This is a genomic window from Streptomyces sp. NPDC001270 (genome assembly GCF_042896695.1).
Taxonomy (GTDB): Bacteria; Actinomycetota; Actinomycetes; order Streptomycetales; family Streptomycetaceae; genus Streptomyces.
Map to the genome: position 1 here is coordinate 643780 of NZ_JBIAXM010000001.1, position 24034 is coordinate 667813.

20 protein-coding genes are annotated in these 24034 nt (G+C 71.0%); 6 read left to right on the forward strand and 14 right to left on the reverse strand.

Features of this window, described 5'->3' with window-relative positions; genetic code table 11:
- Positions 1 to 63: 63 nt before the first annotated feature.
- The 4 genes from ACFY2B_RS02970 to ACFY2B_RS02985 all read right to left on the reverse strand — a co-directional run bounded on the left by ACFY2B_RS02970 (position 64) and on the right by ACFY2B_RS02985 (position 4318).
- A complete protein-coding gene (locus ACFY2B_RS02970; RefSeq protein ID WP_390761337.1) occupies positions 64 to 594 on the reverse strand; it encodes a carboxymuconolactone decarboxylase family protein in 531 nt (176 codons plus the stop codon).
- Between the two features lie 174 nt (positions 595 to 768).
- Positions 769 to 3108: an ABC transporter permease gene (locus ACFY2B_RS02975; protein ID WP_390761338.1), complete on the reverse strand. Its 2340-nt coding sequence runs from the start codon at positions 3106 to 3108 to the stop codon at positions 769 to 771.
- A complete protein-coding gene (locus ACFY2B_RS02980) occupies positions 3105 to 3797 on the reverse strand; it encodes an ABC transporter ATP-binding protein (protein ID WP_390761339.1) in 693 nt (230 codons plus the stop codon). Before ACFY2B_RS02980 ends, ACFY2B_RS02975 begins: the two co-directional genes overlap by 4 nt.
- On the reverse strand, positions 3794 to 4318 hold the full coding sequence (locus ACFY2B_RS02985; protein ID WP_390761340.1) for a PadR family transcriptional regulator: 525 nt from the start codon (positions 4316 to 4318) through the stop codon (positions 3794 to 3796). Before ACFY2B_RS02985 ends, ACFY2B_RS02980 begins: the two co-directional genes overlap by 4 nt.
- 411 nt (positions 4319 to 4729) lie before the next feature.
- Between ACFY2B_RS02985 and ACFY2B_RS02990 the strand changes: the two genes are divergently transcribed.
- Entirely contained in the window at positions 4730 to 7030 is a 2301-nt protein-coding gene (locus ACFY2B_RS02990) for a transglycosylase domain-containing protein (RefSeq protein ID WP_390761341.1), read from the forward strand.
- Between the two features lie 119 nt (positions 7031 to 7149).
- On the opposite strand, the gene ACFY2B_RS02995 is transcribed toward ACFY2B_RS02990, so the two are convergent.
- The 6 genes from ACFY2B_RS02995 to ACFY2B_RS03020 all read right to left on the reverse strand — a co-directional run bounded on the left by ACFY2B_RS02995 (position 7150) and on the right by ACFY2B_RS03020 (position 16352).
- Positions 7150 to 8613, reverse strand: coding sequence for a catalase (locus tag ACFY2B_RS02995; RefSeq protein WP_390761342.1), 1464 nt, complete (start codon positions 8611 to 8613; stop codon positions 7150 to 7152).
- Between the two features lie 170 nt (positions 8614 to 8783).
- On the reverse strand, positions 8784 to 10844 hold the full coding sequence (locus tag ACFY2B_RS03000) for a SpoIIE family protein phosphatase (protein WP_390761343.1): 2061 nt from the start codon (positions 10842 to 10844) through the stop codon (positions 8784 to 8786).
- A 295-nt stretch (positions 10845 to 11139) separates the two neighbouring features.
- Positions 11140 to 11841, reverse strand: coding sequence for a DUF402 domain-containing protein (locus ACFY2B_RS03005; protein WP_390761344.1), 702 nt, complete (start codon positions 11839 to 11841; stop codon positions 11140 to 11142).
- A gap of 71 nt (positions 11842 to 11912) precedes the next feature.
- Positions 11913 to 13319 carry a class II fumarate hydratase gene (locus ACFY2B_RS03010; RefSeq protein WP_390761345.1) on the reverse strand — a complete coding sequence of 469 codons (1407 nt, stop codon included), beginning with the start codon at positions 13317 to 13319 and terminating at the stop codon, positions 11913 to 11915.
- A gap of 198 nt (positions 13320 to 13517) precedes the next feature.
- Positions 13518 to 14435 carry a hypothetical protein gene (locus ACFY2B_RS03015; RefSeq protein WP_390761346.1) on the reverse strand — a complete coding sequence of 306 codons (918 nt, stop codon included), beginning with the start codon at positions 14433 to 14435 and terminating at the stop codon, positions 13518 to 13520.
- Between the two features lie 249 nt (positions 14436 to 14684).
- Positions 14685 to 16352 (reverse strand): fumarate hydratase, encoded by a 1668-nt coding sequence (locus ACFY2B_RS03020; RefSeq protein WP_390761347.1) that lies wholly within the window; start codon positions 16350 to 16352, stop codon positions 14685 to 14687.
- A 231-nt stretch (positions 16353 to 16583) separates the two neighbouring features.
- Between ACFY2B_RS03020 and ACFY2B_RS03025 the strand changes: the two genes are divergently transcribed.
- The gene (locus tag ACFY2B_RS03025) at positions 16584 to 17285 is read left to right on the forward strand and encodes a DUF1707 domain-containing protein (RefSeq protein WP_390761348.1); all 702 of its coding nucleotides are present in this window, start codon (positions 16584 to 16586) and stop codon (positions 17283 to 17285) included.
- Positions 17286 to 17459: 174 nt separating this feature from the next.
- A complete protein-coding gene (locus ACFY2B_RS03030; protein WP_390761349.1) occupies positions 17460 to 17837 on the forward strand; it encodes a WhiB family transcriptional regulator in 378 nt (125 codons plus the stop codon).
- A gap of 224 nt (positions 17838 to 18061) precedes the next feature.
- Here ACFY2B_RS03030 and glpX read toward each other — a convergent pair whose 3' ends face one another.
- Positions 18062 to 19096: a class II fructose-bisphosphatase gene (gene glpX, locus ACFY2B_RS03035; protein ID WP_390761350.1), complete on the reverse strand. Its 1035-nt coding sequence runs from the start codon at positions 19094 to 19096 to the stop codon at positions 18062 to 18064.
- A 127-nt stretch (positions 19097 to 19223) separates the two neighbouring features.
- Between glpX and ACFY2B_RS03040 the strand changes: the two genes are divergently transcribed.
- Positions 19224 to 19748, forward strand: a complete 525-nt coding sequence (locus ACFY2B_RS03040) for a DUF4245 domain-containing protein (RefSeq protein WP_390761351.1) — start codon at positions 19224 to 19226, stop codon at positions 19746 to 19748.
- 161 nt (positions 19749 to 19909) lie between these two features.
- Here ACFY2B_RS03040 and ACFY2B_RS03045 read toward each other — a convergent pair whose 3' ends face one another.
- Together ACFY2B_RS03045 and xseA are read right to left on the reverse strand one after the other, a co-directional pair.
- A complete protein-coding gene (locus tag ACFY2B_RS03045; RefSeq protein WP_390761352.1) occupies positions 19910 to 20212 on the reverse strand; it encodes an exodeoxyribonuclease VII small subunit in 303 nt (100 codons plus the stop codon).
- A gap of 9 nt (positions 20213 to 20221) precedes the next feature.
- Positions 20222 to 21430, reverse strand: a complete 1209-nt coding sequence (gene xseA, locus ACFY2B_RS03050) for an exodeoxyribonuclease VII large subunit (protein WP_390761353.1) — start codon at positions 21428 to 21430, stop codon at positions 20222 to 20224.
- A gap of 95 nt (positions 21431 to 21525) precedes the next feature.
- Between xseA and ACFY2B_RS03055 the strand changes: the two genes are divergently transcribed.
- Positions 21526 to 22542, forward strand: coding sequence for a 4-hydroxy-3-methylbut-2-enyl diphosphate reductase (locus tag ACFY2B_RS03055; RefSeq protein ID WP_390761354.1), 1017 nt, complete (start codon positions 21526 to 21528; stop codon positions 22540 to 22542).
- Between the two features lie 52 nt (positions 22543 to 22594).
- Positions 22595 to 23338 (forward strand): polyphosphate--glucose phosphotransferase, encoded by a 744-nt coding sequence (gene ppgK / locus ACFY2B_RS03060; RefSeq protein WP_390761355.1) that lies wholly within the window; start codon positions 22595 to 22597, stop codon positions 23336 to 23338.
- A gap of 78 nt (positions 23339 to 23416) precedes the next feature.
- Here the strand turns inward: ppgK and ACFY2B_RS03065 are convergent, their stop codons facing one another.
- Positions 23417 to 23941, reverse strand: coding sequence for a DUF6542 domain-containing protein (locus tag ACFY2B_RS03065; protein ID WP_390761356.1), 525 nt, complete (start codon positions 23939 to 23941; stop codon positions 23417 to 23419).
- Between the last annotated feature and the right edge of the window lie 93 nt (positions 23942 to 24034).

Sequence of the window (24034 nt, forward strand, 5' to 3'; positions counted from 1 at the left end):
ACCCAATAGGGGCGCGGGGAACTCCGCAACCCCCCCACAACACGGCCGCCCCCAAACCCACCCCTACAAGCGGAGCGCCTCCGTATCCAGAGTCGTCCCCACCGCATACACCACCGCGGCGATCTTGTACGCCTCCTGCACGGTCTCCCGGCCGAGACCGGCCCGGCGCAGCGCCTGCTCATGCGTGTCCAGACACACACCGCACGCGTTGATCGCGGACACCGCGAACGACCACAGCTCGAAGTCGGCCCTGTCGACGCCGGGATCCCCGATGACGTTCATCCGCAGGCCCGCGGGCAGGGAGCCGTACCCGGGGTCCGACAGCAGATGGCGGGTGCGGTGGAAGACGTTGTTCACCGCCATCACGGCCGCGGCCGACTTGGCGGCCCGGTACGCCTCGGGCGTCAGGCGCGTACGCGCCTCAGGCGCCAGCTCGCGCAGGACGACGGGGGAGCGGACGGCGATGGCCGTCGCCAGCACCGTGCCCCACAGCTGCTGCGCGGTGAGGTCGGAGCCGTCGACGACCGAGTCGAGGTTGCGCTTCAGATCCTGGGCGTAGTCAGGGATACGGGCCTTGAGGGAGTCGAGGGACATGGACCCACTCTCCGGCCGACGGCACGACCACGTCCAGCGGACGGCCGCCGCGCCGTCGGCCGGCCGGACGAGGAACAACGCCCGTCCGGCCACTGCGCCCGTCCGGCCACTGCGCCCGTCCGGCCACTGCGCCCGTCCGGCCACTGCGCCCGTCCGGCCACTGCGCCCGTCCGGCTACTCGGTGCGCAGCCCGTCCGGACGCATCAGCCGCAGCAGCGGCGGCAGGCTGAGCAGCGTCACGCCGAGGACGACCGCGGCACCGAAGCCGGTCATCGACAGCACGCTCACCCAGTCCACGCTCAGTGAGGCGCCCGACATCCGCAGCAGCACCGCGCCCAGGGCCAGGCCCACCGCCGAGGCCAGCAGCAGACCGAGCGCGACCGGCACCGCCGTCTGCCACAGCACCGACAGGCCCAGGGTGCGGCGCCGGGTGCCGAAGGCGACCAGGGACGACAGCAGCTTCTTGCGTTCGCGCAGCTGCTCCAGCTGGGAGACCAGCAGGCTCACCCCGATCAGCACCAGGACGCAGGCGGCGCCGACGAACAGGCCGGTGCGGATGGAGGTGAACTTGGTGGATTGCTTCGTCTCCGCCCAGACGAACGGCTCGATCCGCGGGTCGATCCGCGCCGCGGTGTTGCGCACGTACTCCTTGGCGTCGGGCACGGACGCTTCGAGGGACAGGTAGACCGTGCCGTTGAGCAGGCTCGCGGTCCCCGCGGGCAGCGCGCCCGGGGTCAGCAGGAAGCCGCCGGTCTCGCCGCCGGTCGGGCTCTCGGCCGGGCGTGCCTGCTTCAGCCCGGCGGGGACGGTCAGCACGACGTCCTTCTGGCGCTGGCGGTCGACGGAGGCGGTGTCCACGTAGAGCTTCGTGCCGGGCTTGGACAGCGTCGGAGTGTCCGAGTCGTAGCTCGCGCCCCGCACGGCGAACGCGTCGCCGTCCCGGCACGAGGGCAGCGTCGCGATCTCGCGCAGCGCGGCGCAGGTGCCGACGTGCAGTTCGGTGGTGCGAGTCGGGTCCCCCCGCCACGACCTGTTGCCGACCGGGCTGCTGGTCAGCGCCGTGACCCCGCGCACGCCGCGGGTCCCGGCCAGCCGGCCCGCGGCCGCCGCGAGGTCGACGCCCTTCGGGACGTCCAGCTGCATCTGGGCACGCGTGAGGTCTTTGCCCGACTGCTCGGTGTAGTCGCCCTGCACCCCGGCGAACAGCATCTGCAGGGCGATGGCGCCGGCCACCGCGACGGCGATGCCGTTGACCAGGCGGGCCGCGTTGCCACTGCTCAACTGGAGCCGCCGGACCGCCAGTTGCCAGGCGACCGGTCCGGAGCCGAGCCGGGCGACGACCGCTTCCACGACCCACGGCAGCAGCGCGGTGACGCCGACCAGCAGCAGCAGGACACCGCCGACGACCAGGATCTGGTTGAAGCTGCCGTTGTCCCGGCCCTGGCCGATCATCGGGTAGAGCATCGCGAGGCCGGCCAGCGGCAGCAGCAGCCGCCACCACAGGCGCCGGCGCGTCGGGCGTGCCGTGCGGACCACACCGAGCGGTTCGATGACGACACGGCGCAGGGCCAGCAGGGTGACCAGGACCGCGGCGGCCGGGACCGCGACCGCGACGATCACGACCAGCGCGGGGGAGGGGTTCAGATAGCTCGGGAACACACTGATGTCGAAGACCTCGACCGAACCCGCGGCCTGCCGTGCGATCAGGAAGAAGACCGCACCGAGGACCAGGCCGAGCACCGCGCCGGCCAGTGCCTCGCCCGCGGCGATCCGCCGGGTCATCCGGGTGTCCGAGCCGACCAGCCGCAGCGCGGCCAGTCTGCGGTCGCGCCGCTCGCCGCCGAACCGTACGGCCGTCGCGATGAACACGGCCACCGGCATCAGCAGCGCGACGAACACCACGAGGACGAGCAGGACCAGTACCGGATCGCTCGGTGTCGGCGTCGGGTGCGGGTCGCCGAAGGCGTGTATGCGGCCCACGCTGAAGCCGTTGATCTGTGCGGCCAGCCCGTCGGCGCCCGCGTAGTAGGCGAGTTCGTGCGAGCCGACGAGCCCGCTCTCCCCGATGGTGCCGACGATCCGGTACGGCAGCCGTTCCCGCAGCAGCCGCCCGCCGTCCGAGGCGAGCAGGTCACGCAGCGCGGGGGAGACGACCATGTCGCCCTTGGCCGGGTACCGGGTCAGACCGGGCGGCAGCGGCGCCCGCGGTCCCTCCGGGTCCAGCAGCCGTCCGAGGACGTCCCGCTCGCGGTACGTCGTGTTGACGTCCGCGACCACGACGGTGTTGTCGGCCCGGGGCGGAACGGTGAGGGCGAAGGTGTAGTCCACGCGGTCCTCGGAGCGCTGGTGCCGCACGCTGAGTGCGTTCGGCACCGCGGTGGCCAGCAGCAGCAGGGTCACGCCGAGCCCCACGCCGACGGCTGTCAGCAGCAGCCGGGTCCACCCCTCGCGTCCGCCGGCGACGGCGAAGCGGGCCCCCATGGCCAGATCCCTGGCTGTCTGCCGTGCGCTCATACGGCGCGCTCCATGTCGCGTGACTTCCCGTCCCGTACGACGACCTCCCGGTCGGAGTAGGCGGCCACCCGCGCCTCGTGCGTGACGAGGACGACGGCCGCGTTGGTGGACCTGGCCGCGTCGGTGAGCAGTTCCATCACGCGCTCGCCGTTGAGCGAGTCGAGCGCGCCGGTCGGCTCGTCGGCGAACAGCACCCGCGGGTCGGTGACCAGGGATCGGGCCACGGCGACCCGCTGGCCCTGGCCGCCGGAGACCTCGCCGGGCCGCTTGCCCCGCAGGTCGTCGACCTCCAGCCGCTGCATCCAGCCGAGCGCGATCCGCTCGGCCTCCTTGCGGCCGGTGCCGCTCAGCCGCAGCGGGAGGGCGACGTTCTCCACGCAGGTCAGCTCGGGGACGAGCTGGCCGAACTGGAACACGAAGCCGAACTCGGAGCGGCGCAGCAGGCTGCGCCGGGTGTCGCTCATCGTCGCGAGTTCCTGTCCGGCGTACGTGATCGAGCCGGAGTCGGGCGGCACGATCCCGGCGAGGCAGTGCAGCAGCGTCGACTTGCCGGACCCGGAGGGCCCCATGACGGCGACGACCTCGCCGGGGTGGATGGAGAACGCGGCGCCGTCCAGTGCGACGGTCGGCCCGTACGTCTTGTGCAGGTCCTCCGCGGTGAGCAGGGAACCGGCGGGCGCGGTGGTCATCGGGTCACCTGCTCACGGAGCCTGTCGAGGCGTGCGGTGGTCAGTTCCAGCCAGCGCAGGTCGGCCTCCAGGTGGAACAGGGCGTGGTCGCAGATCAGCTGGTCGGCGAGGTCGCCCTTGCGTTTGCGGTCGGTCAGGATCCGCATGCTGCGCAGGTGCTCGGCGCGCTGGGTGTCGAGGACGACTCCGGCGTCGCGGTGGGTCAGCAGCGCCAGGACGACCTTGGTGTAGAGGACCGACTGGAGGTACTCCGCCGGAGCCTCCGGCGTCGCCAGCCAGTGCTCCACGTCGGTGATCCCGGCGTCCGTGATGGCGTACCGCTTGCGTTCGGGGCCGCCGCCGGCCTCGATCCCGTCGACCTCGACGAAGCCGTGCTTCAGGAGGCGGGACATCGTCGAGTAGACCTGGCCGTAGTGGAGCGGCCGGTCGTGACCGAACTTTTCGTCGAAGGCCCGCTTCAGGTCGTAGCCGTGTCGGGGGCCGGACTCCAGGAGTCCTAGGAGGGTGTGACCGATGGACATGGCGCCACTCTACATACGGTGTATACGCGCTATGTATACGCGGAGTGCAGAGAGGGGGGTCGGACCTGCGACCGTGCAGGTGGGGGCCGATTGTCACGGTTCCGATACAGGTGGCGGCCGTGCCGGGGCGGCCGTCCGGCCCCCTGGCGGCCGTGCCGGGAGCGGTCGCCCGGTCCTCGCGGCGGCGACCCGCGTCCGCCGGCCCGGTGGGCGCGGCGGGATCCCGCCACGGGTTTGGCGAAGCGCACACTTTTGCCCCACTGAGCAACCCTCGGAGCCCGTCGGTCGTCGGTTCGGGTAAGAGAGGCGCCCATGGAGACGCCCGTAACGGAACAGACCGACAGTTCTCAGTCATAGAGACGGGTGTTAGCTTTCTGAGCTGACCGAGACGGAAGCGGAGCGAGCAGACCTATGGGACGAGCGGAAGAGAGACGAGCGCGACAGCACGGTGGTGGCCGCCGCGCTGCGCCCCGGCGACGCTCGTCGCGTGCGGCGCGGGGGTCCGGGAAGTCGGGCATACGCAGGCTGTTCACCTGGAAGAAGATCCTCGGCACGTTCTTCGGCCTGTGCCTGCTCGGCATCGGCTCCTTCATCGTGCTGTACATGGTGGTGGACGTCCCCGCGGGCAACGCGGCGGCCCAGCGCCAGAGCAACGTCTACAAGTACAGCGACGGCACGATCCTGGCCCGCAAGGGCGAGGTCAACCGCGAGATAGTCGATCTGTCGAAGGTGCCGAAGAAGGTCCAGCTGACCTTCGTCGCCGCCGAGAACAAGACCTTCTACCAGGACTCCGGCGTCGATCTGCGGGGCACCGCCCGCGGCCTGCTCAACACCCTGTCGGGCAAGGGCACGCAGGGTGGTTCGACGATCACCCAGCAGTACGTCAAGAACTACTACCTCAACCAGGACCAGACCATCACGCGCAAGCTGAAGGAACTGGTCATCTCGTTGAAGGTGGACCGTCAGAAGTCCAAGGACGACATCCTCGCGGGCTACATCAACACCAGCTACTACGGCCGCAACGCCTACGGCATCCAGGCCGCGGCCCAGGCGTACTACCACGTCGACGCCCAGGACCTCTCGGTCGAACAGGGCGCCTACCTGGCCGCGCTGCTCCAGGCGCCCAGCGACTACGACTGGGCGGTCGCCTCTCCGACCGGTAAGAAGTTGGTGCAGGAACGCTGGAACTACGTCCTGAACAACATGGTCGGGGAGGGCTGGCTGCCCAAGTCCGAGCGTGACGCCATGAAGTTCCCGGTGCCCAAGGACCCCACGGGCGCACCCGGTCTCGACGGGCAGAAGGGCTATCTCGTCGACCTGGCCAACCAGCAGCTGGAACAGCAGCTGATGGACCAGCAGGGGCTGACCCAGTCCCAGGCGGAGAACGCGGTCGTCGACCAGGGCTGGACCATCACCCTGAACATCGACAGAAAGAAGCAGGACACGCTGGAGAAGGCGATCAAGGCCCAGCTGACCGGCAAACTCGACCCGAAGAAACGCAAGGTCGACGGGAACGTCCAGGCCGGTGCCGTCTCCGTCGACCCCAAGACCGGCGCGATCGTCGCCCTGTACGGCGGTGTCGACTACTACAAGCACTACATCAGCAACGCCACCCGCCGGGACTACCAGCCCGCGTCGACGTTCAAGCCGGTGATCCTCGCCTCCGCGCTGGAGAACGACTCCCAGACGCAGGACGGCAAGCAGATCAGCGTGAACACGCGCTACGACGGCACCAGCCGCCACCAGGTCACGGACAACGGCAGCAAGGTCGGCTTCGCCCCGCCCAACGAGGACGACCAGAGCTACGGCGACATCACGGTCCAGAAGGCCATGAACGACTCCGTGAACTCGGTCTTCGCGCAGATGGGCGTCGACGTGGGCATGGACAAGGTGATGAGCACCGCCAAGGAACTCGGCATGGACACCAAGGGCATGCAGGCGGTGCCCGCGCAGACGCTGGGCTCCATGGGCGCGAGCCCCCTGGAGATGGCCGGCATCTACGCGACGTTCGACAACCACGGCAAGAAGGTCACGCCGTCGATCATGAAGTCGGCGGAGAAGAAGGACGGCACCGTCGAGATGCCCGACCCGATCGGGGACCAGGTGATCAGCCGGACGGCCGCCGACACGGTGACCTCGGTGCTGACCGGCGTGGTCGACGACGGTACGGCCAAGCAGTCGGTGGCGGGCAACCCGCTGCGCAAGGGCCAGCAGGTGGCGGGCAAGACCGGTACGTCCGACAACAACAAGTCCGCCTGGTTCAGCGGTTACACGCCCGACCTGGTCACCTCGGTGGGCCTGTTCGGCGAGGACGCCAAGACGCACAACCAGACCACGCTGACCGGCGCGACCGGGCTGCTCCCGGGCACCGGCCGGGTCAACGGTGGCGGCTACCCGGCCGAGATCTGGGCGTCCTACATGTTCGGCGTCACACAGAAGGCCAAGTTCGACCTGGACACCACGCAGGGCGCGGCCGTCCAGCCGACCCTGTCGCCGACCTTCACCTCGCAGCCGCCGTCCGAGACCCCGTCGCAGACACCGTCCTCCTCGGCTCCGGCGACGTCCGAGGCGCCGCCCACGAGGAGCGAGTCGCCGACGCCGCCGTCCGCGCCGCCGTCGCGGACGCCGACGAGCCCGGCACCTCCGTTCCCGTCGGACACACCGTCGAACACCCCCAGCAACCAGCCGTGGAACCCGGGTAACCAGCAGTAGGCCGTACGCCGACGGGAGCGCCCCGAAAGGGGCGCGGGGAACTGCGCGCCCCGCCACGACGGACGCGCGGTTCCCCACCGGCCCGAGCCTGCCCGAGGCCGGCGCTCAGCGATCCGCGGTCAGCCGCCGTTCACCTCGTGGGCGATCCGGTCGCCGATCTCCTTGTCGATGTTCCGCCAGTACAGCAGCGCGCGGTCGACCACCGGGCGGGTGACGCCCTGCTTCAGATGGCCGCTGACGTTGGAGACCAGGCGGTCCCGCGCCGCGTCGTCGAGGACCTCGCGGACCATGGTGCCCGGCTGGCCCCAGTCGTCGTCCTCGCGGTGCAGCGCGTACGCCTCGCGCACCATCTCGCCCGCCGTCCGCCAGCCGGCGATGTCGCCGAACCGTGCCACGTCCGCGGCCGGCCCGCCGTACGAGTTCGGCGCGTACACGGCACCGGTGGCGGCGGGCTCGTACCGCATCGGGCCGTCCTTGGCGTACGAGTGGACCGGGGCGTGCGGCCGGTTCGGCGGCAGTTGCGCGTAGTTGGGGCCGATCCGGTAGCGGTGCGTGTCCGGGTAGGAGAAGAGGCGGCCGAGGAGCATCTTGTCCGGGGACGGGCCGATGCCCGGCACCATGTTGGACGGCTCGAAGGCGGCCTGCTCGATGTGGACGAAATAGTCCTCCGGGTTCCGGTTCAGCGTCATCCGGCCGACCTCGATCAGCGGGTAGTCGCCGTGCGGCCACACCTTGGTCAGGTCGAACGGGTTGAACCGGTAGTCCGGGGCGTCGTCGAACGGCATGACCTGGACGCGCATGGTCCAGCTCGGCGCGTTGCCCGACTTGATCGAGTCGTACAGGTCACGGCGGTGCACGTCGCCGTCGACACCGGCCAGCTGGTCCGCCTCGGCCTGGGTGAGGAAGTCGACGCCCTGGTCGGTCTTCATGTGGTACTTGACCCAGAACCGCTCGCCGCCGCCGTTGACCCACATGTAGGTGTGCGAGGAGTACCCGTTCATGTGGCGGTACGTCTTCGGGATGCCACGGTCGCCCATCAGCCACGTCACCATGTGCGCGGACTCCGGGGACAGCGTCCAGAAGTCCCACTGCATGTTGTTGTCACGCAGCCCGCTGTCGGGCCGGCGCTTCTGGGAGCGGATGAAGTCCTGGAACTTCTGCGCGTCGCGTACGAAGAACACCGGTGTGTTGTTGCCCACCAGATCGTAGTTTCCGTACTCCGTGTAGAACTTGAGCGCGAAGCCCCGGGGGTCGCGCCAGGTGTCGGGGGAGCCCTGCTCGCCCGCGACCGTCGAGAAGCGCGCCAGCATCTCCGTACGCTTCCCGGGCTGGAAGAGGTCGGCCTTGGTGAACTGGCTGACGTCGTTGGTGACCTCGAAGATCCCGTACGCTCCCGAGCCCTTCGCGTGGACCACCCGCTCCGGGACCCGTTCCCGGTTGAACTGGGCCATCTTCTCGATGAGGTAGTGATCCTGGAGCAGGACGGGGCCGTCCGGACCCACGGTGAGCGAGTGTTCGTCGCTCTCCACGGGGATGCCTGCGTTGTTCGTGGTGTACGGAGTCTGCTGGGGTGTCTGCGTCACGAGCTTCCTCCCGTCGTGCATGAGGATTCGTTCGGGTCGCTTCGCTCGCCCCTGCAAGTCAACTCCGCCGCCACGACATCGGCAACATTTGGACCGGTTCTAAGATCGGCCGACGCCGGGACCGGCCGGCCCCGGTATCCCGGCAGGCACACACTGCCTGCCGGGCCCTACTAGGACCGGTTCAGCTCGAACCAGACCACCTTCCCGGTGCTCAGCCGGGTGGCGCCCCAGCGCCGGGCCATCCTGTTGACCAGGTACAGCCCGCGCCCGCCCTCGTCCGTGGCCCGCGCCTGGCGCAGCCGCGGCAGCTGCGGAACGTCGTCGCCGACCTCACAGCGCAGGACATCGGTACGCAGCAGACGGAGCGTGACCGGTCGTGACGCATAGCGCACGGCGTTCGTCACGACCTCGCTGACCAGCAGCTCGACCGAATCGCTCAGCTCCTCCATACCCCACCGGGACAGCGCCCGCCGGGCCAGCCGGCGGGCCCGCCCGGGGGCGGCGTCCTCCGGCTCCAGGAACCAGTACGCCACGTCGCTCGGCGCGATCCCGTCGAAGCGGGCGGCGAGCAGCGCGATGTCGTCGTCCCGGTCGCCCGGGCCGAGCATGTCCAGCACCTCGTCGCACAGCGCTTCCAGCGGCGGCGGATGGTCGGGGCCGGTCAGCTGCGCGGTCGCGGCCAGTTTCTCCCGCAACTGCTCTATGCCGGTCCACACGTCCCGCAGCCGGGACTCCACCAGGCCGTCGGTGTACAGCAGGAGCGTGGCCCCGGCGGGCGCGTCCAGCTCGACGGCCTCGAAGTCCACCCCGCCGACGCCGATGGGCGCGCCCGCCGGTACCCGCAGCACCTCGGCCTCCCCGCCCAGGTGCAGCAGCACCGGCGGCGGATGCCCGGCGTTGGCGATGGTGATGCGGTGCGAGACCGGGTCGTAGACCGCGTACAGGCAGGTCGCCATGCGGTCCGTGCCCAGCCGCTGGGCCTGTTCGTCCAGGTGGTGCAGCACCTCCTGGGGCGGCAGGTCGAGGCCGGCCAGGGTCTGCGCGGTGGTGCGCAGCTGACCCATGATCGCCGCCGAGGTCATGGAGTGGCCCATGACGTCGCCGACGACGAGCGCGACCCGGCTGCCGGGCAGCGGAATGGCGTCGTACCAGTCGCCGCCCACCCGGGCCGTCTCGGCGGCCGGCAGATACCGGGAGGCCAGCCGGACACCCGTGGGCCGGGGCAGGGTCTCGGGCAGCATCGTGCGCTGCAACTCGTCGGCGATGTACGCCTCACGGCCGTACAGCACCGCCTTGTCGATGCCGAGGGCGCTGTGCGTGGCCAGCTGGGCGGCGACCAGGAGGTCCTCGTTCTCGAAGGCCAGACGCTCGGGACGGCGCAGGAACAGCGCGGCGCCGATGACGCGGCGGCGGCCGCGCAGCGGCGCGAGGATCGCGCGCCGGCTCTCCGGCACCACCGACTCGCTGCCCTCACCGAGCAGCTCCGGCAGCGCGGCGCGGGCGGCGGGCGCGTCCGCGAACACCGGCCGCACACCGCGCAGCACCTCGCTGAGGGCGCCACCGGGCCGTACCTCGCACAGTTCGGCGGTGAGCCCGGACAGCCCGGACAGCCCGGACAACTCGCCCGGCTCGGACTCCGCCGACCCGGGCAGGAAGCCGCCCTCGGTGTCCCGTTCCTCCGGGATCCGGTCGCTGCGGCGCAGCCGCAGCACCACCGGGCCGGTGGGCCGTTCGTCGCCGACCGGCAGCGGGTCGCGCAGATAGACGAGGATCGCGTCCGAGAAGGTCGGCACGGTGGCCCGGCACAGGCCCATCACGATCTCGTCGAGGTCCAGGCCGCGGGCGATCCGCCGGGTGGCGGCGCCCACGAACCGCAGCCGCTCCCCGTCCCGTCGCATCGGCGTGGGCCCGCCGGGCTGCGCTCCCCGTCCGGAACGGCGCTCCTGCTCGCTGCCCGGCTGCGGCGGGACGGCCTCCGGCGCAGGGCTGGGACGCGGCCGGTGGGGGTCGGTCTCGGCGGTGGCCGGCTGGGTGTGTTCGGGGTCGGCCGCCAGGGACTCCTTCTCCTGGCCGCGGGGTGCGGCGCCGCCCGGCGAGGAGGGCGCCTCACCGGCGGTCTGGGCGGGCAGGGCGGCGCCGTAGGGCTGCGAGGAACGCAGCAGCGCCCCGCGGGACTCCGCGGGGTCGGCGCCCGGCTGGGGGCGTTCGTAGGACGTCGGGTGTTCCGTCACGCGTGTCGAATCCATCCGTCCGGGGCTGCGCGCCGTGCGCGCAGTACGTCCCGCAGGAATCCCGATACCCGCAATACGTGCCCCAGGAACGGGATTCCCGCGTGGTCAGAGGTTGTTCCTGTGTCACCGGCGAACCGTCTCAGGTCCGGACCGGTACTGCCCTCGTACCCCTCACTCACGTCCTGCCGCCCCTCGGTGACGTTCGGTCAGACCCGGCGTTGTCAGCCGGAGTTGCTGCTGTGCGCCCTTGTGGAGGACGATCCTACGGTTGTAGGCCGGGGGCGCATCAAGAGTCTCATGAGGACACGTGCGCGGGCGTACGGTTCCAGTCCTCCGGCAGTGACGGTACCCCCCAGGACGGGTCAGGGCGCCAGTGTTGCCAGCCTTCGCCGAACGGCGGGCCCCACGCGCGGATCACCTCCACCGCGGACCGCCCCGCCCGCCGCACCCGTTCGGCCTGGTCGGCGTCCATCAGCCCGTCCCGCTGGGCCTGCGCGAACTCGTCCTCGTCGCGCCAGTGCCAACTGCGGTCCGGGTACACGGAGATGTCCAGGAAGTGGTCCTCGGAATCGACTCCGCCGTCCCAACGGGCCAGCGGTTCTTCGAGGTTGACGTACCAGTTCTTGAACTGCCAGGCCGGCTCCCAGAACAGCCACACCGACCAGGGTTCACCGGGCCGGGCCAGCTTCAGCACCCCGGTGCCGAACCAGTGGTCGCGCTGCACGGTCCGCGGCCTGGTGTACCGGGACTCCAGCGGCTCGACGTGCACCGGTGTGCCGTCGGCCAGCACCGGCTTCACACACTCGGTGCCCGGCGCCAGCCATACGGCGAGCAGGTCCGCGTCGTCCCGTACGACGGTGACGGGGCGGGCGATGTGGACGTGCGTGCCGCCGTTCTCCCGGTACCGCCACAGAATGTGACTGCCGGGCGCCCAGAACCCCGCCGGGCCGCTCACTCCCCCGCCTGTCATGCGTCTCACCGCTCCGCCGTCTGCCATGCACAGATATTAGGTGCCGCAGGCATACGACGCTGCGATGGGCGTCACGGTTCTCGTGACGGAAATCTTCTTCACGGACGAGTCATCCGCAGGACATCCAGCGCCTCGTCGAGCTGCTCGACCGTCAGATCGCCGCGCTCCACGTACCCGCCCTCCAGGACGGCCTGACGGATCGTCTTCCGCTCGGCCAGTGCCCGCTTGGCCACCTTTGCTGCCTCTTCGTACCCGATGTACCTGTTCAGGGGTGTCACCACCGAGGGTGACGACTCGGCGTACTCACGGGTCCGGTCCCGGTCGGCGACGATGCCGTCGACCGTGCGGTCGGCGAGCAGCCGGGAGACGTTGGCGAGCAGCCGGACCGACTCCAGTACGTTCTTGGCGAGCACCGGCAGCATGACGTTCAGCTCGAAGTTGCCGGCGGCGCCGGCCGTCGTGATGGTCGCGTCGTTGCCGATGACCTGCGCACAGACCATGAGCACGGCCTCCGGCACCACCGGGTTGACCTTGCCCGGCATGATCGAGGAACCCGGCTGGAGGTCGGGGAGCCGGATCTCGGCGAGCCCGGTCCGCGGCCCGGAGGACATCCAGCGCAGATCGTTCGCGATCTTCGTCAGGCCGACCGCGACAGTGCGCAGCTGACCACTGGTCTCCACGATCCCGTCCCGGGCGCCCTGCGCCTCGAAGTGGTCGCGCGCCTCGGTGAGCGGCAGCCCGGTGACCCGCGCGACCTCCGCGATGACGGCCGCGGAGAAACCCGGCGGGGTGTTGATGCCGGTGCCGACCGCGGTACCGCCCAGCGGCAGCTCGGCGAGCCGGGGCAGCGCCGCCCGCAGCCGCTCGACCCCGTACCGCACCTGCGCCGCGTACCCGCCGAACTCCTGGCCCAGGGTCACCGGAGTGGCGTCCATCAGATGCGTCCGCCCGGACTTCACCACGTCGGCGAACTCGGCGGACTTGCGGGCCAGCGCGTCCGCCAGCTGCTCCAGAGCGGGGACCAGGTCGTGCGTGACGGCCGCGGTGGCCGCGATGTGGATGCTGGAGGGGAAGACGTCGTTGGACGACTGCGAGGCGTTGACGTGGTCGTTGGGGTGCACGTCCCGGCCGAGCCGCTCGCTCGCCAGGGTGGCGATGACCTCGTTGGCGTTCATGTTGGACGAGGTGCCGGACCCGGTCTGGAACACGTCGACGGGGAAGTGCTCGTCCCACGCGCCCGCGGCGACCTCCCCGGCCGCGGCCTGGATCGCCTCGGCCACGTCCTCGTCGACCACGCCCAGCTCGGCGTTCACCTTCGCCGCCGCCGCCTTGATCCGCGCCAGCGCCTCGATGTGCGCACGCTCGATGCGCTGCCCGGACACCGGGAAGTTCTCCACGGCCCGCTGCGTCTGCGCCCGCCACTTCGCCTGCGCGGGCACCCGCACCTCACCCATGGAGTCGTGCTCCACGCGGTACTGCCCGCTCTCGTTCCGGTCATCTGTCATGAGACACCTCCATGCGGATCAGCATCCCCTGGCGGCACGATGTTCCCGGCCGTCACCTGCCGCGCGCCCGCACCATGTCGTTCATCCGGTCTGTTCAACCGGTCCGCCCGTCCGGTCCGCCCATCCGGTCCGTCTCGTTCATCCGGTTCATCCGGTTCGTCCGGGCGGCCGGACGGGGCGGTGCGGCGGGGCCGGCAGTCAGCAGTCGCGTACCACTTCCGTGTCCGTCCCGCACTCGGTGACGAACGGCCCCCACGAGCGGAGCTGGAAGACCTGTTCCGGTTGTGCCGCGAAGCCGCGGGCGTGGAAGGGCCTTCCGTTGTCGGTGATGTCCTGGGTGTGCTGCCCCGTGGAGTCGACGTAGGTGGCTTCGAACGCCTTCCAGGTGCAGTCCTTCGTCCCGGTGAAGACCTGGATGCGCAGTCCTCCGGGCGCCGCGCCGTTGCCGAGGTCGATCTTCTTGTGGGTGAAGTACGGCTCTCCGTAGTGCTCTTCCTCGTCCCCCGTGATCCGCGGGACGGCGGTGGAGCCCGTCAGGTCGAAGAACATCCCTTCGTAGCTGCCCCCGGCCTGTCCCTTTTCCTCGATGGCGGCGACTGCCCTGGCCGGCGTGCAAGTGAGTCCTTTGACGCGCAGGTCGTTGATGACCAGGCTCGCCTTCCGGTCGCTGAGGAGGTCCACCAGCCAGGCTTCGGCGTATCCGTAGCGGGGGGAGGCGACCTGCATCGAGGGAACCGTGGCGTCCGAGATGAACACGGGGCGTCCTTGATGCGCCTCGGCGAACGCGGGGATCGGATTGTCCTTGGCCCGCATGCCGAGTAATTCCGCCTTGTCCTCGGCGGAGAAGGGCGAGTCGAAGATCGTGGCGTCGGCGTACTCCGTGTCCGGACGGACCGACGCGGAGAACGCGGGCCCCTCCCGGTCGACCTTGTCGTCGGCCCGGCTGGAGACCCGGGCGTCGTGTTCGGCGGTGAACCAGGCCCAGCCGCTGCCCACCAGGAGCGCGAGGACCGCGGTGGCCGCGGGCCAGCCCAGCCCGACGGCGAACCGCCGGTTCCGCCGCCGGCGGTCCGTGCCCGCCGCCTCGGGTACGACGCCGGCGATCACGTCGTCCATCAGCGACGGCGTGCCGGTCGGCCCCCCGCCGTCGTCTCCGGAGGGCTGCGGATCCCCTGGCTCCGGTGCCGACGGGGGCGGGGTCGCCCCAGGGGGTGTTCCGCTGTCGGCCATGACCCACCTCACTGGAGCGAAGACTGCGAGACAGAGGAGAACGATGCCATGGCACAGCGGAAGAGAGAGCCCCCAGCATGCGGCTGGAGGCTCTCTGCGCGGGCCGGGGAGGGACCCGGTCCGAGGATCAGCCGGTCAGCCGAGGCCCGGCCCCCGCACGGGGATCGACGTGAACGTCGGCTGAGAGAGTTGCTGCGGGCTGAAGAAGTCGTTGCCCTTGTCGTCCACGACGATGAACGCCGGGAAGTCCTCGACCTCGATCTTCCAGACGGCCTCCATGCCGAGCTCCTCGTACTCGACGACCTCGACCTTCTTGATGCAGTCCTGGGCGAGCCGCGCGGCGGGCCCGCCGATGGAGCCGAGGTAGAAGCCGCCGTGCGCGTCGCACGCGGCCGTGACCTGCTTGCTGCGGTTGCCCTTGGCGAGCATCACCTTGGAGCCGCCCGCCGCCTGGAACTGCTCGACGTAGGAGTCCATGCGCCCGGCGGTGGTCGGGCCGAAGGAACCGGACGCGTAGCCCTCCGGCGTCTTGGCCGGGCCCGCGTAGTACACCGGGTGGTCCTTCAGGTACTGCGGCATCTCCTCGCCCGCGTCGAGCCGCTCCTTGATCTTGGCGTGCGCGATGTCACGGGCCACCACCAGCGGGCCGGTCAGCGACAGCCGGGTCTTGACCGGGTACCTGGTCAGCTCGGCGAGGATCGCCTCCATCGGCTGGTTCAGGTCGACGCGGACGACGTCGCCCTCGTCCAGGTGCTCGTCCGTGGTCTCCGGCAGGAACCGGGCCGGGTCCGTCTCCAGCTGCTCCAGGAACACGCCCTCGGCGGTGATCTTCGCCAGGGCCTGGCGGTCCGCCGAGCAGGACACCGCGATGGCGACCGGGCAGGACGCGCCGTGCCGCGGCAGCCGGACCACCCGGACGTCGTGGCAGAAGTACTTGCCGCCGAACTGCGCGCCGATGCCGATCTTCTGGGTCAGCTCGAAGACCTTCTCCTCCAGCTCCTCGTCCCGGAAGCCGTGGCCGAGCGGCGAACCCTCGCCCGGCAGGTTGTCCAGGTAGTGCGCGGAGGCGTACTTGGCGGTCTTCAGCGCGAACTCGGCGCTGGTGCCGCCGACCACGATCGCCAGGTGGTACGGCGGGCAGGCGGCCGTACCCAGGGAGCGGATCTTCTCCTCCAGGAACTTCATCATGGAGGACTCGTTCAGGACGGCCTTCGTCTCCTGGTACAGGAACGACTTGTTGGCGCTGCCGCCGCCCTTCGCCATGAAGAGGAACTTGTACGCGCCGCCGTCGGTGGCGTACAGCTCGACCTGCGCGGGCAGGTTGGAGCCGGTGTTCTTCTCCTCCCACATGGTCAGCGGCGCCATCTGCGAGTAGCGCAGGTTCAGCCTGGTGTAGGCGTCGTAGATGCCGTGCGAGAGGGCCTTCTCGTCCTCGCCCGCGGTCAGGACGTTCTGGCCGCGCTTGCCCATGACGATCGCGGTGCCGGTGTCCTGGCACATGGGGAGCACGCCCGCCGCCGCGATGTTCGCGTTCTTCAGCAGGTCCAGCGCGACGAACTTGTCGTTGGCCGACGCCTCCGGGTCGTCGACGATGCGGCGCAGCTGGGTGAGGTGGGCCGGGCGCAGATAGTGCTGGATGTCGTGGATCGCCTCCTCGGCCAGCTTGCGCAGCGCCTCCGGCTCGACCTTGAGGAACGTCCGCCCGTCGGCCTCGAAGGTGGAGACACCCTCGGAGGTCACCAGCCGGTACGGGGTGGTGTCCTCTCCCTGGGGTAGCAGATCGGTGTACTCGAACTCAGGCATCCTCGCCCAATCCTCACTCGACAGGCAGCGTGTCCAGGCGGCCCGCCTCCGGGGCGCGCAAGCCGCGGAGCGGTCGCCTGCGGCCCACCGGCGACGGTGGGCGCCCACCAGCGTAGAACCTGGCGGTGACACGGGAGCTGTGAGGTCGGGCTCAGCGTCCCGTGCGGTTCGCCACGCCCGGTCGTCCCCACCCCCTAGTCGCGATCTATCGCGTTTCGGTACGCTGCTGCCGTGGACCTTCAGAAGCACGCCCAGCGGCAGGACGCGCCACCCCGTGTCATCGAACTGCGCGCCTCGGACGCCGACCGGGACCGGATCGCCGACATCCTGCGCGACGCCCTCGCCGAGGGCCGCCTGACCGCCGACGAACACGCCGAGCGCGTGGAGGGGGTGCTGACCGCCAAGACGGTCGGCGAACTGGAGGTCTTCATCCAGGACCTGCCGGCCGCCCACGGGCGCTCCGCCGCCTCCGCCTACGCGCCGGCGCCGCCCCGCCCGGCCCCCGGCGCGATACCGGCCGAGGCGGACGCCAACGTCGTCGCCGTGCTCAGTGCCGCCACGCGCAAGGGCCGCTGGCACGCCGGGCGACGGCTGCACGCGTACGCGATCTTCGGCAGCGTGGAGATCGACCTGAGCGAGGCGATCTTCGAGTACCAGCAGGTCGTCATCAAGGCGGTCGCGGTCTTCGGCGACGTCCAGATCCGCGTCCCGGAGAACGTGTCGCTGCGCGGCACCGGCGGCGGCGTCCTCGGCAACTTCGAGGTGGACATGCTGGATTCGGCCGAGTCCGACGCGCCCGTCGTCTACGTGGACGGGTGGGCCGTGCTGGGCAACGTCGAGGCCCGGCCGAAGCGCGGCAAGCTCGTCGCGGACATCCTCGACCGCGTTCACCACAAGGTCGACAAGGCTTTGCGCAAACACCTCGACCGTTGACGGCTGTGAACCGGACCGGATTCGGAACGGCCCGGTCCTGCGCGATCCGCTGCACGGGGTCGTGAACCGGCCGTCGCACTCCCGCAGATCGGAACGCAGTGCATAGGCGCGCGCACAGCGGGTAGGGCTTGCTGCATCGTCTCTCGCTCGCGAAGCCGTCGTCAGGAGTAGACCGTGCTGCAACCGCCGCATTCGTCACTGCAGGTAGCTGCCGTTCCGGCCCAGCGGGTGCCAGCGAGCGAGCGGGACCAGGACTCGCCTTGGCACACGGAAGCGGTGTGCCGGCGGGACGAGGCGGGGCTGTTCTTCGCCCCGTCCAAGGAGCCCACCGCCGCCCGGCTCTCCCGTGAGGAGGCGGCCAAGCGGGTCTGCGCACGCTGTCCGGTGATGGTCGAGTGCCGCGAGCACGCACTGCTCCAGCCCGAGCCGTACGGCGTCTGGGGCGGACTCACCGCCGCCGAGCGCCGCGTGGTACTGGCCCGGCGCAGGCGCCGCGAGATGGAGCTGAAGAAGGCGGCGCGGGCGGCGGGACGCATCGCGGCGGCGGGCTGACCGAGCCCGCGTCGAGCCTTCGCGTCGAGCCCGTGCGCCACGCCCTTGTGCCTTCGCGCCGAGCCCGCGCGCCACGCCCTTTTGTACCGAGCGTGCGCATCGAGTGCTCGAACCGAGTGCTCGAACCGAGTCCCCGCGGCGAGCTTTCGTCCGGGGGCCTCGGTACGGCCGTCGGCGCCCCCTCCGCACCGGGAGCGCCGACTGGTCCGAGTTCCCCTCCGGGTCTACTTGGCGCGGTCGAAGTCGATCGCGCTGTAGGCGCGCAGCTTGCTCAGCCGGTGCTCGGAGTCGATCCGGCGGACCGTGCCCGACCGCGACCGCATCACGATCGAGTCGGTCGTCGCGGTCTCGGAGCGGTAGCGCACCCCGCGCAGCAACTCGCCGTCGGTGATGCCGGTGGCGACGAAGAACACGTTCTCGCCGGTGACCAGGTCCTCCGTGGTGAGCACGCGGCCCAGGTCGTGCCCCGCGTCCAGCGCCCGCTGCCGTTCCTCGTCGTCCTTCGGCCACAGCTTGCCCTGGATGGTGCCGCCGAGGCACTTCACGGCGCACGCCGAGATGATGCCCTCGGGGGTGCCGCCGATGCCGAGCAGCAGGTCGATGCCGGTGCCTTCGCGCAGGGCCAGGATCGAACCGGCGACATCACCGTCGGAGATCAGCTTGATCCGCGCACCGGTCTCCCGGATCTCCTTGATGATGCCCTCGTGCCGCGGCCGGTCGAGGATGACGACCGTGACGCCCTCGGGCGTGGAGCGCTTGGCCTTGGCGACCCGGCGGATGTTCACCGAGACGGGCGCGTCGATGTCGACGAAGTCCGCCGCCTCCGGTCCCGTCACCAGCTTGTCCATGTAGAACACGGCGGACGGGTCGAACATGGAGCCGCGCTCGGCCGCCGCGAGGACCGCGATCGCGTTCGGCATGCCCTTGGCGGTCAGTGTGGTGCCGTCGATCGGGTCCACGGCGATGTCGCACTCGGGCCCGGTGCCGTCACCGACCCGCTCCCCGTTGTAGAGCATCGGGGCCTCGTCCTTCTCGCCCTCGCCGATGACGACCACGCCGTTCATCGAGACGGTGGAGACGAGGGTACGCATGGCACGGACCGCGGCGCCGTCGGCGCCGTTCTTGTCACCGCGCCCGACCCAGCGGCCTGCGGCCATCGCCGCGGCCTCGGTCACCCGGACGAGTTCCAGGGCCAGGTTCCGGTCGGGAGCCTCGGAGGGGACGTCGAGTTCGGACGGCAAGTGATGATGCTCGGTCATCGGTGCGCACCTTTCTGATACGACGACGGCCGGATGAGGGTGTTCGTCCCGACTCTAGCGCCAGGTGAACAAAATGAGCAGGGGCCCCCACGGATGAGCGCGGAGGGTGCCTGCGACAATAGGGGGCGTGGCAGGTTCGAACGGCAAGCAGAAGACGGTCCGGGACATGATCTTTTCCCTGGGCCTGATCGGGATCGCTGCGGGCGTCATCTACGTTTTCGTCCCGCACGACGACCACGCCCCCGACATCGAGCGGGTCGACTACCGCGTGGAACTGCTTACGGCACGCCGCGCCGCCCCCTACCCGGTGGCCGCGCCCGAGGGCCTGCCGAGCACCTGGAAGGCGACGTCGGTGCGCTACCAGGGAGAGAGCTTCGACCGCTGGCACCTGGGCTTCCAGGACCCCGGCGGCCAGTACGTGCAGGTCGAGCAGTCGACCCAGAAGCGCGCCGATTTCATCGACCAGGCCAGCCAGGGCGCGAAGGCCACCGAGTCGACGGAGAAGATCGGCGACCGCACCTGGACGCGCTACAGCGGTGGCCGTTACGCCGCCCTCGTCCTGGACGACACGCCGGGCTCCACCACGGTGGTCGCCGGGACGGCGTCGTTCGAGGGACTGGCGAAGATGGCGCAGGCGCTGAAGCTGTCGTGACCCGCGGCGGTCGGCGTGCGCGGGCTTTCCCCGCCCACGGACCCGGCCCCGCACGACATCATCGCCTGCCGCCTGCCGCCTGCCGCCTGCCGCCTGCCGCCTGCCGCCTGCCGCCTGCCGAAGAGGTAGGTGGTGTTCCCGCGCCGGGCTCCGCCCGCTAGCTAGTCGCCGCTCGCTGACCTCTCCGGACCCGCCGCCTCCGCTCCCCGGGCCCCCGCACGCTCCCCCTGCCCGTTCCCGCCGCCGCTCCCGTCCTCTTCCTCCTCGGCGAGGGCGGCGTCCAGCCGCGCCCGGGCGCCCTCCAGCCAGCGCCGGCACACCTTGGCCAGCTGCTCGCCGCGCTCCCAGAGCGCGAGGGACTCCTCCAGGCTCGTGCCGCCCGCCTCCAGCCGCCGTACGACCTCGATCAGCTCGTCCCGCGCCTGCTCGTACGAGAGCGCCGCCTCTTCCACCTTGCCGGTCATCCGTTCACCCTAAGCGTCGACTCGTACCGTGAACTCGCCCTCGGCGACCCGTGCCCGCAGCACCTCGGCCGCCGTCACCTCCTGCGGGTCCCGCACCACGTGCCCGTCGGCCCGTTGCAGTACCGCGTACCCGCGCTTGAGTGTCGCGGCGGGGGAGAGGGCCACCACGCGCGCGTGCGTGTGCGTCAGCTCGGAGTCCGCGCGGTCCAGGTGGTGGCCCAGGGTGCGGCGGCTGCGGTCGAGCAGCGCGCCGACCTCGTCCGCCCGCTGGTCGATCATCCGGTGCGGATCCTCGATCGAGGGCCGGGCCAGCGCATGCGCGAGACCTCGCTCCTCCCGCTCGACCAGCGCCCGCACGCACCGCCGCGCCCGCTCCCGCAGCCCCCGCACCCGCTCCAGCTCCTCGCCCACGTCCGGGACGACCTTCTTCGCAGCGTCGGTCGGGGTGGAGGCACGCAGGTCGGCGACGAAGTCCAGCAGCGGGTTGTCGGGCTCGTGGCCGATCGCGGACACCACCGGCGTACGGCAGGCGGCGACCGCGCGGACCAGTTGCTCGTCGGAGAACGGCAGCAGATCCTCCACGCTGCCGCCGCCCCGCGCGACGATGATCACGTCCACGGCGTCGAGCGCGTCCAGCTCCTTGACCGCCTGTACGACCTGGGGCACCGCGTGCACACCCTGCACGGGCACGTTGCGCACCTCGAAGCGGACGGCGGGCCAGCGGTGGCGGGCGTTCTCCAGCACGTCCCGCTCCGCCGCGGAGGCACGGCCGCAGACGAGGCCGACGAGCTGCGGCAGGAAGGGCAGCGGGCGCTTGCGCTCCGGCGCGAACAGCCCCTCCGCCGTCAGGGCCTTCTTCAGCTGCTCCAGCCGGGCCAGCAGCTCGCCGACCCCCACGGGCCGTATCTCGGCGGCCCGCAGCGACAGCTGCCCGCGCGGGGCGTACCACTCCGGTTTCGCGTGCACGACGACCCGGGCGCCCTCGCCGACGACATCGGCGACGGCGTCGAACACCTGCCGGTAGCAGGTCACGCTCACCGAGATGTCGTACGACGGGTCGCGCAGCGTCAGGAAGACCACACCCGCGCCCGGCCGCCGCGACAACTGCGTGATCTGCCCCTCGACCCACACCGCCCCGAGCCGGTCGATCCAGCCCCCGATGAGCCGCGACACCTCACCGACGGGCAGCGGGGTCTCAGCGGACGTGTTCACAGCCATGCCGCGAGCGTAACGGGCCCCTCCGACAATCCCGTGTCCTCGCCGCGGGGGCCGTGACCCGGGCGACCTCCGGCCCGCCGGACCGCGGCCTTACGATGGGTGCCATGACTGCCTTGCCTGGCCGCCGTGTCCTGCTCGCCGCCCCCCGGGGCTACTGCGCCGGCGTGGACCGCGCCGTGATCGCTGTCGAGAAGGCCCTTGAGCAGTACGGGGCCCCGATCTATGTCCGGCACGAGATCGTGCACAACAAATACGTCGTCCAGACCCTGGAGAAGAAGGGCGCCGTCTTCGTCGAGCGCACCGAGGAGGTGCCGCCGGGCAACATCGTGATGTTCTCGGCGCACGGCGTGGCCCCCGTCGTCCACGAGGAGGCCGAGCGCGGCCGGCTCGCCACCATCGACGCCACCTGCCCGCTGGTCACCAAGGTCCACAAGGAAGCCGTCCGCTTCGCGAGCGAGGACTACGACATCCTCCTGATCGGGCACGAGGGCCACGAGGAGGTCATCGGCACCTCCGGCGAGGCCCCGGACCACATCCAGCTGGTCGACGGCCCCGAGGACGTCGCCAAGGTGGCGGTCCGCGACCCGTCCAAGGTGGTCTGGCTGTCGCAGACCACGCTCTCCGTGGACGAGACCATGGAGACCGTGGACGCGCTGAAGGACAAGTTCCCGCAGCTCCTCTCGCCGCCCAGCGACGACATCTGCTACGCGACGCAGAACCGCCAGCTCGCCGTCAAGCAGATGGGCGAGGAGGCGGACCTGGTCGTCGTCGTCGGCTCCCGCAACTCCTCCAACTCCAAGCGGCTCGTCGAGGTCGCCAAGCTCGCGGGCGCGCGTGCGGCGTACCTGGTGGACTTCGCGAGCGAGATCGACGAGGCGTGGCTGGAGGGGGTGACCACGGTCGGTGTCACCTCCGGCGCCTCCGTTCCGGACGTCCTGGTCGAGCAGGTCCTGGAATGGCTCTCGGAGCGCGGCTTCGAGGACGTGGAGATCGTGCGGGCGGCCGAGGAGTCCATCACCTTCTCGCTGCCCAAGGAGCTGCGCCGTGACCTGCGCGAGGAGGCGGCCACCCTGGTCGCCCAGCGCGGCGGGTCGGGTACGGCGGACGCGTGATGGGCGGATCGCTCGGCGAGTGACTGTCAGTCGTCCGTCGTAACGTGGGGCCATGCAGATCTTCGGCGTGGACATCGGCGGATCCGGGATCAAGGGCGCGCCCGTTGACCTGAAGCGGGGCGACCTGGCTGAGGAGCGCTTCAAGGTGCTCACTCCGCACCCGGCGACGCCCGACGGGGTGGCCGACGGCGTGAAGGAGGTCGTCGAGCACTTCGGCTGGACGGGCCCGGTCGGGCTGACGTTCCCGGGCGTGGTCACCGGCGGCGGCACCATCCGTACGGCCGCCAACGTGGACAAGAGCTGGATCGACACGGACGCGCGCGCCCTGTTCAGCGATCGGCTGGGCGGCCACGAGGTCACGGTCGTCAACGACGCGGACGCGGCCGGCGTCGCCGAGATGAGCTTCGGCGCGGGCCGCGGCCGCGGCGGCACGGTCATCCTGCTCACCTTCGGTACGGGCATCGGCAGCGCCCTGTTCATGGACGGCGCTCTGGTGCCCAACACCGAGCTGGGCCACCTGGAGCTGGGCGGCCACGACGCGGAGAAGCGGGCCTCCAGCAAGGTCAAGGACGACCAGGAGCTGACCTGGGAGCACTGGGCGCGCCGGGTGCAGAAGTACCTCGCGCACGTCGAGATGCTGTTCTCCCCGGAGCTGTTCATCGTCGGCGGCGGAGTCAGCCGCAAGGCGGACAAGTTCCTGCCCCTTATCAAGGGTGTACAGGCGGAGATCGTCCCGGCGCAGTTGCAGAACAACGCGGGGATCGTGGGCGCGGCGATGCACGCCTCACAGCACTGAGGAGCGGTCCGGGTGACCGACGTGCGCCGGGGTGTGGCGCCGTCGGTCCGGCGGGCCGGGCCCGGGGGCTGTGGGCGTTCAGGCCCGCCGTCGGCGTCTGACCAGCCGGATCCGCCGTACGATCACGATCGCACTCGCGATGAACGTCCCCCCGTACAGCCACCCGGCCTGCGTGGCGAGCGCCGTGACCAGGCCCATCAGCCGGCCCAGCACCCCGCCGCCGCTGTCGGCGACGGGCAGCAGCCCCACCGGGAAGGCGATCGGCACCACGACGGGAGCCGTCAGCAGGTCGGCCCCGCGCACCCACAGCGCGGTCAGCACGCACACGGGCAGGAACAGCACGCCGTATCCGGTCAGGGACGCCCCGAACAGCAACTCATCGAGGCAGCCGAGCAGGAACATCAGCACCGCGCAGAACAGGCCCGCGCCGAGTCCGGTCAGCCGGGGGCCGGGCAGCCGGCGTGGCGGCCCCGCCGGAGGCGCCGGCCGCTGGACGGGCGGCCGTGCTCCCGCCGGACCTCGCCTGGCCTGCGGCGGCAGCCGCGTCGATGGCGTGCCGCGTCGCGGTCCGTGCTGCGAGGGTCGCGTCCTGTGTTGCTCCACTGGACCAACTTAGGTCGGTTAATGTGCCGAATGGCCCTACAGACACGCCGGGGAACGGAGCTTGCCCCTGTGTTCGACGCTTGCGCCGGGGCC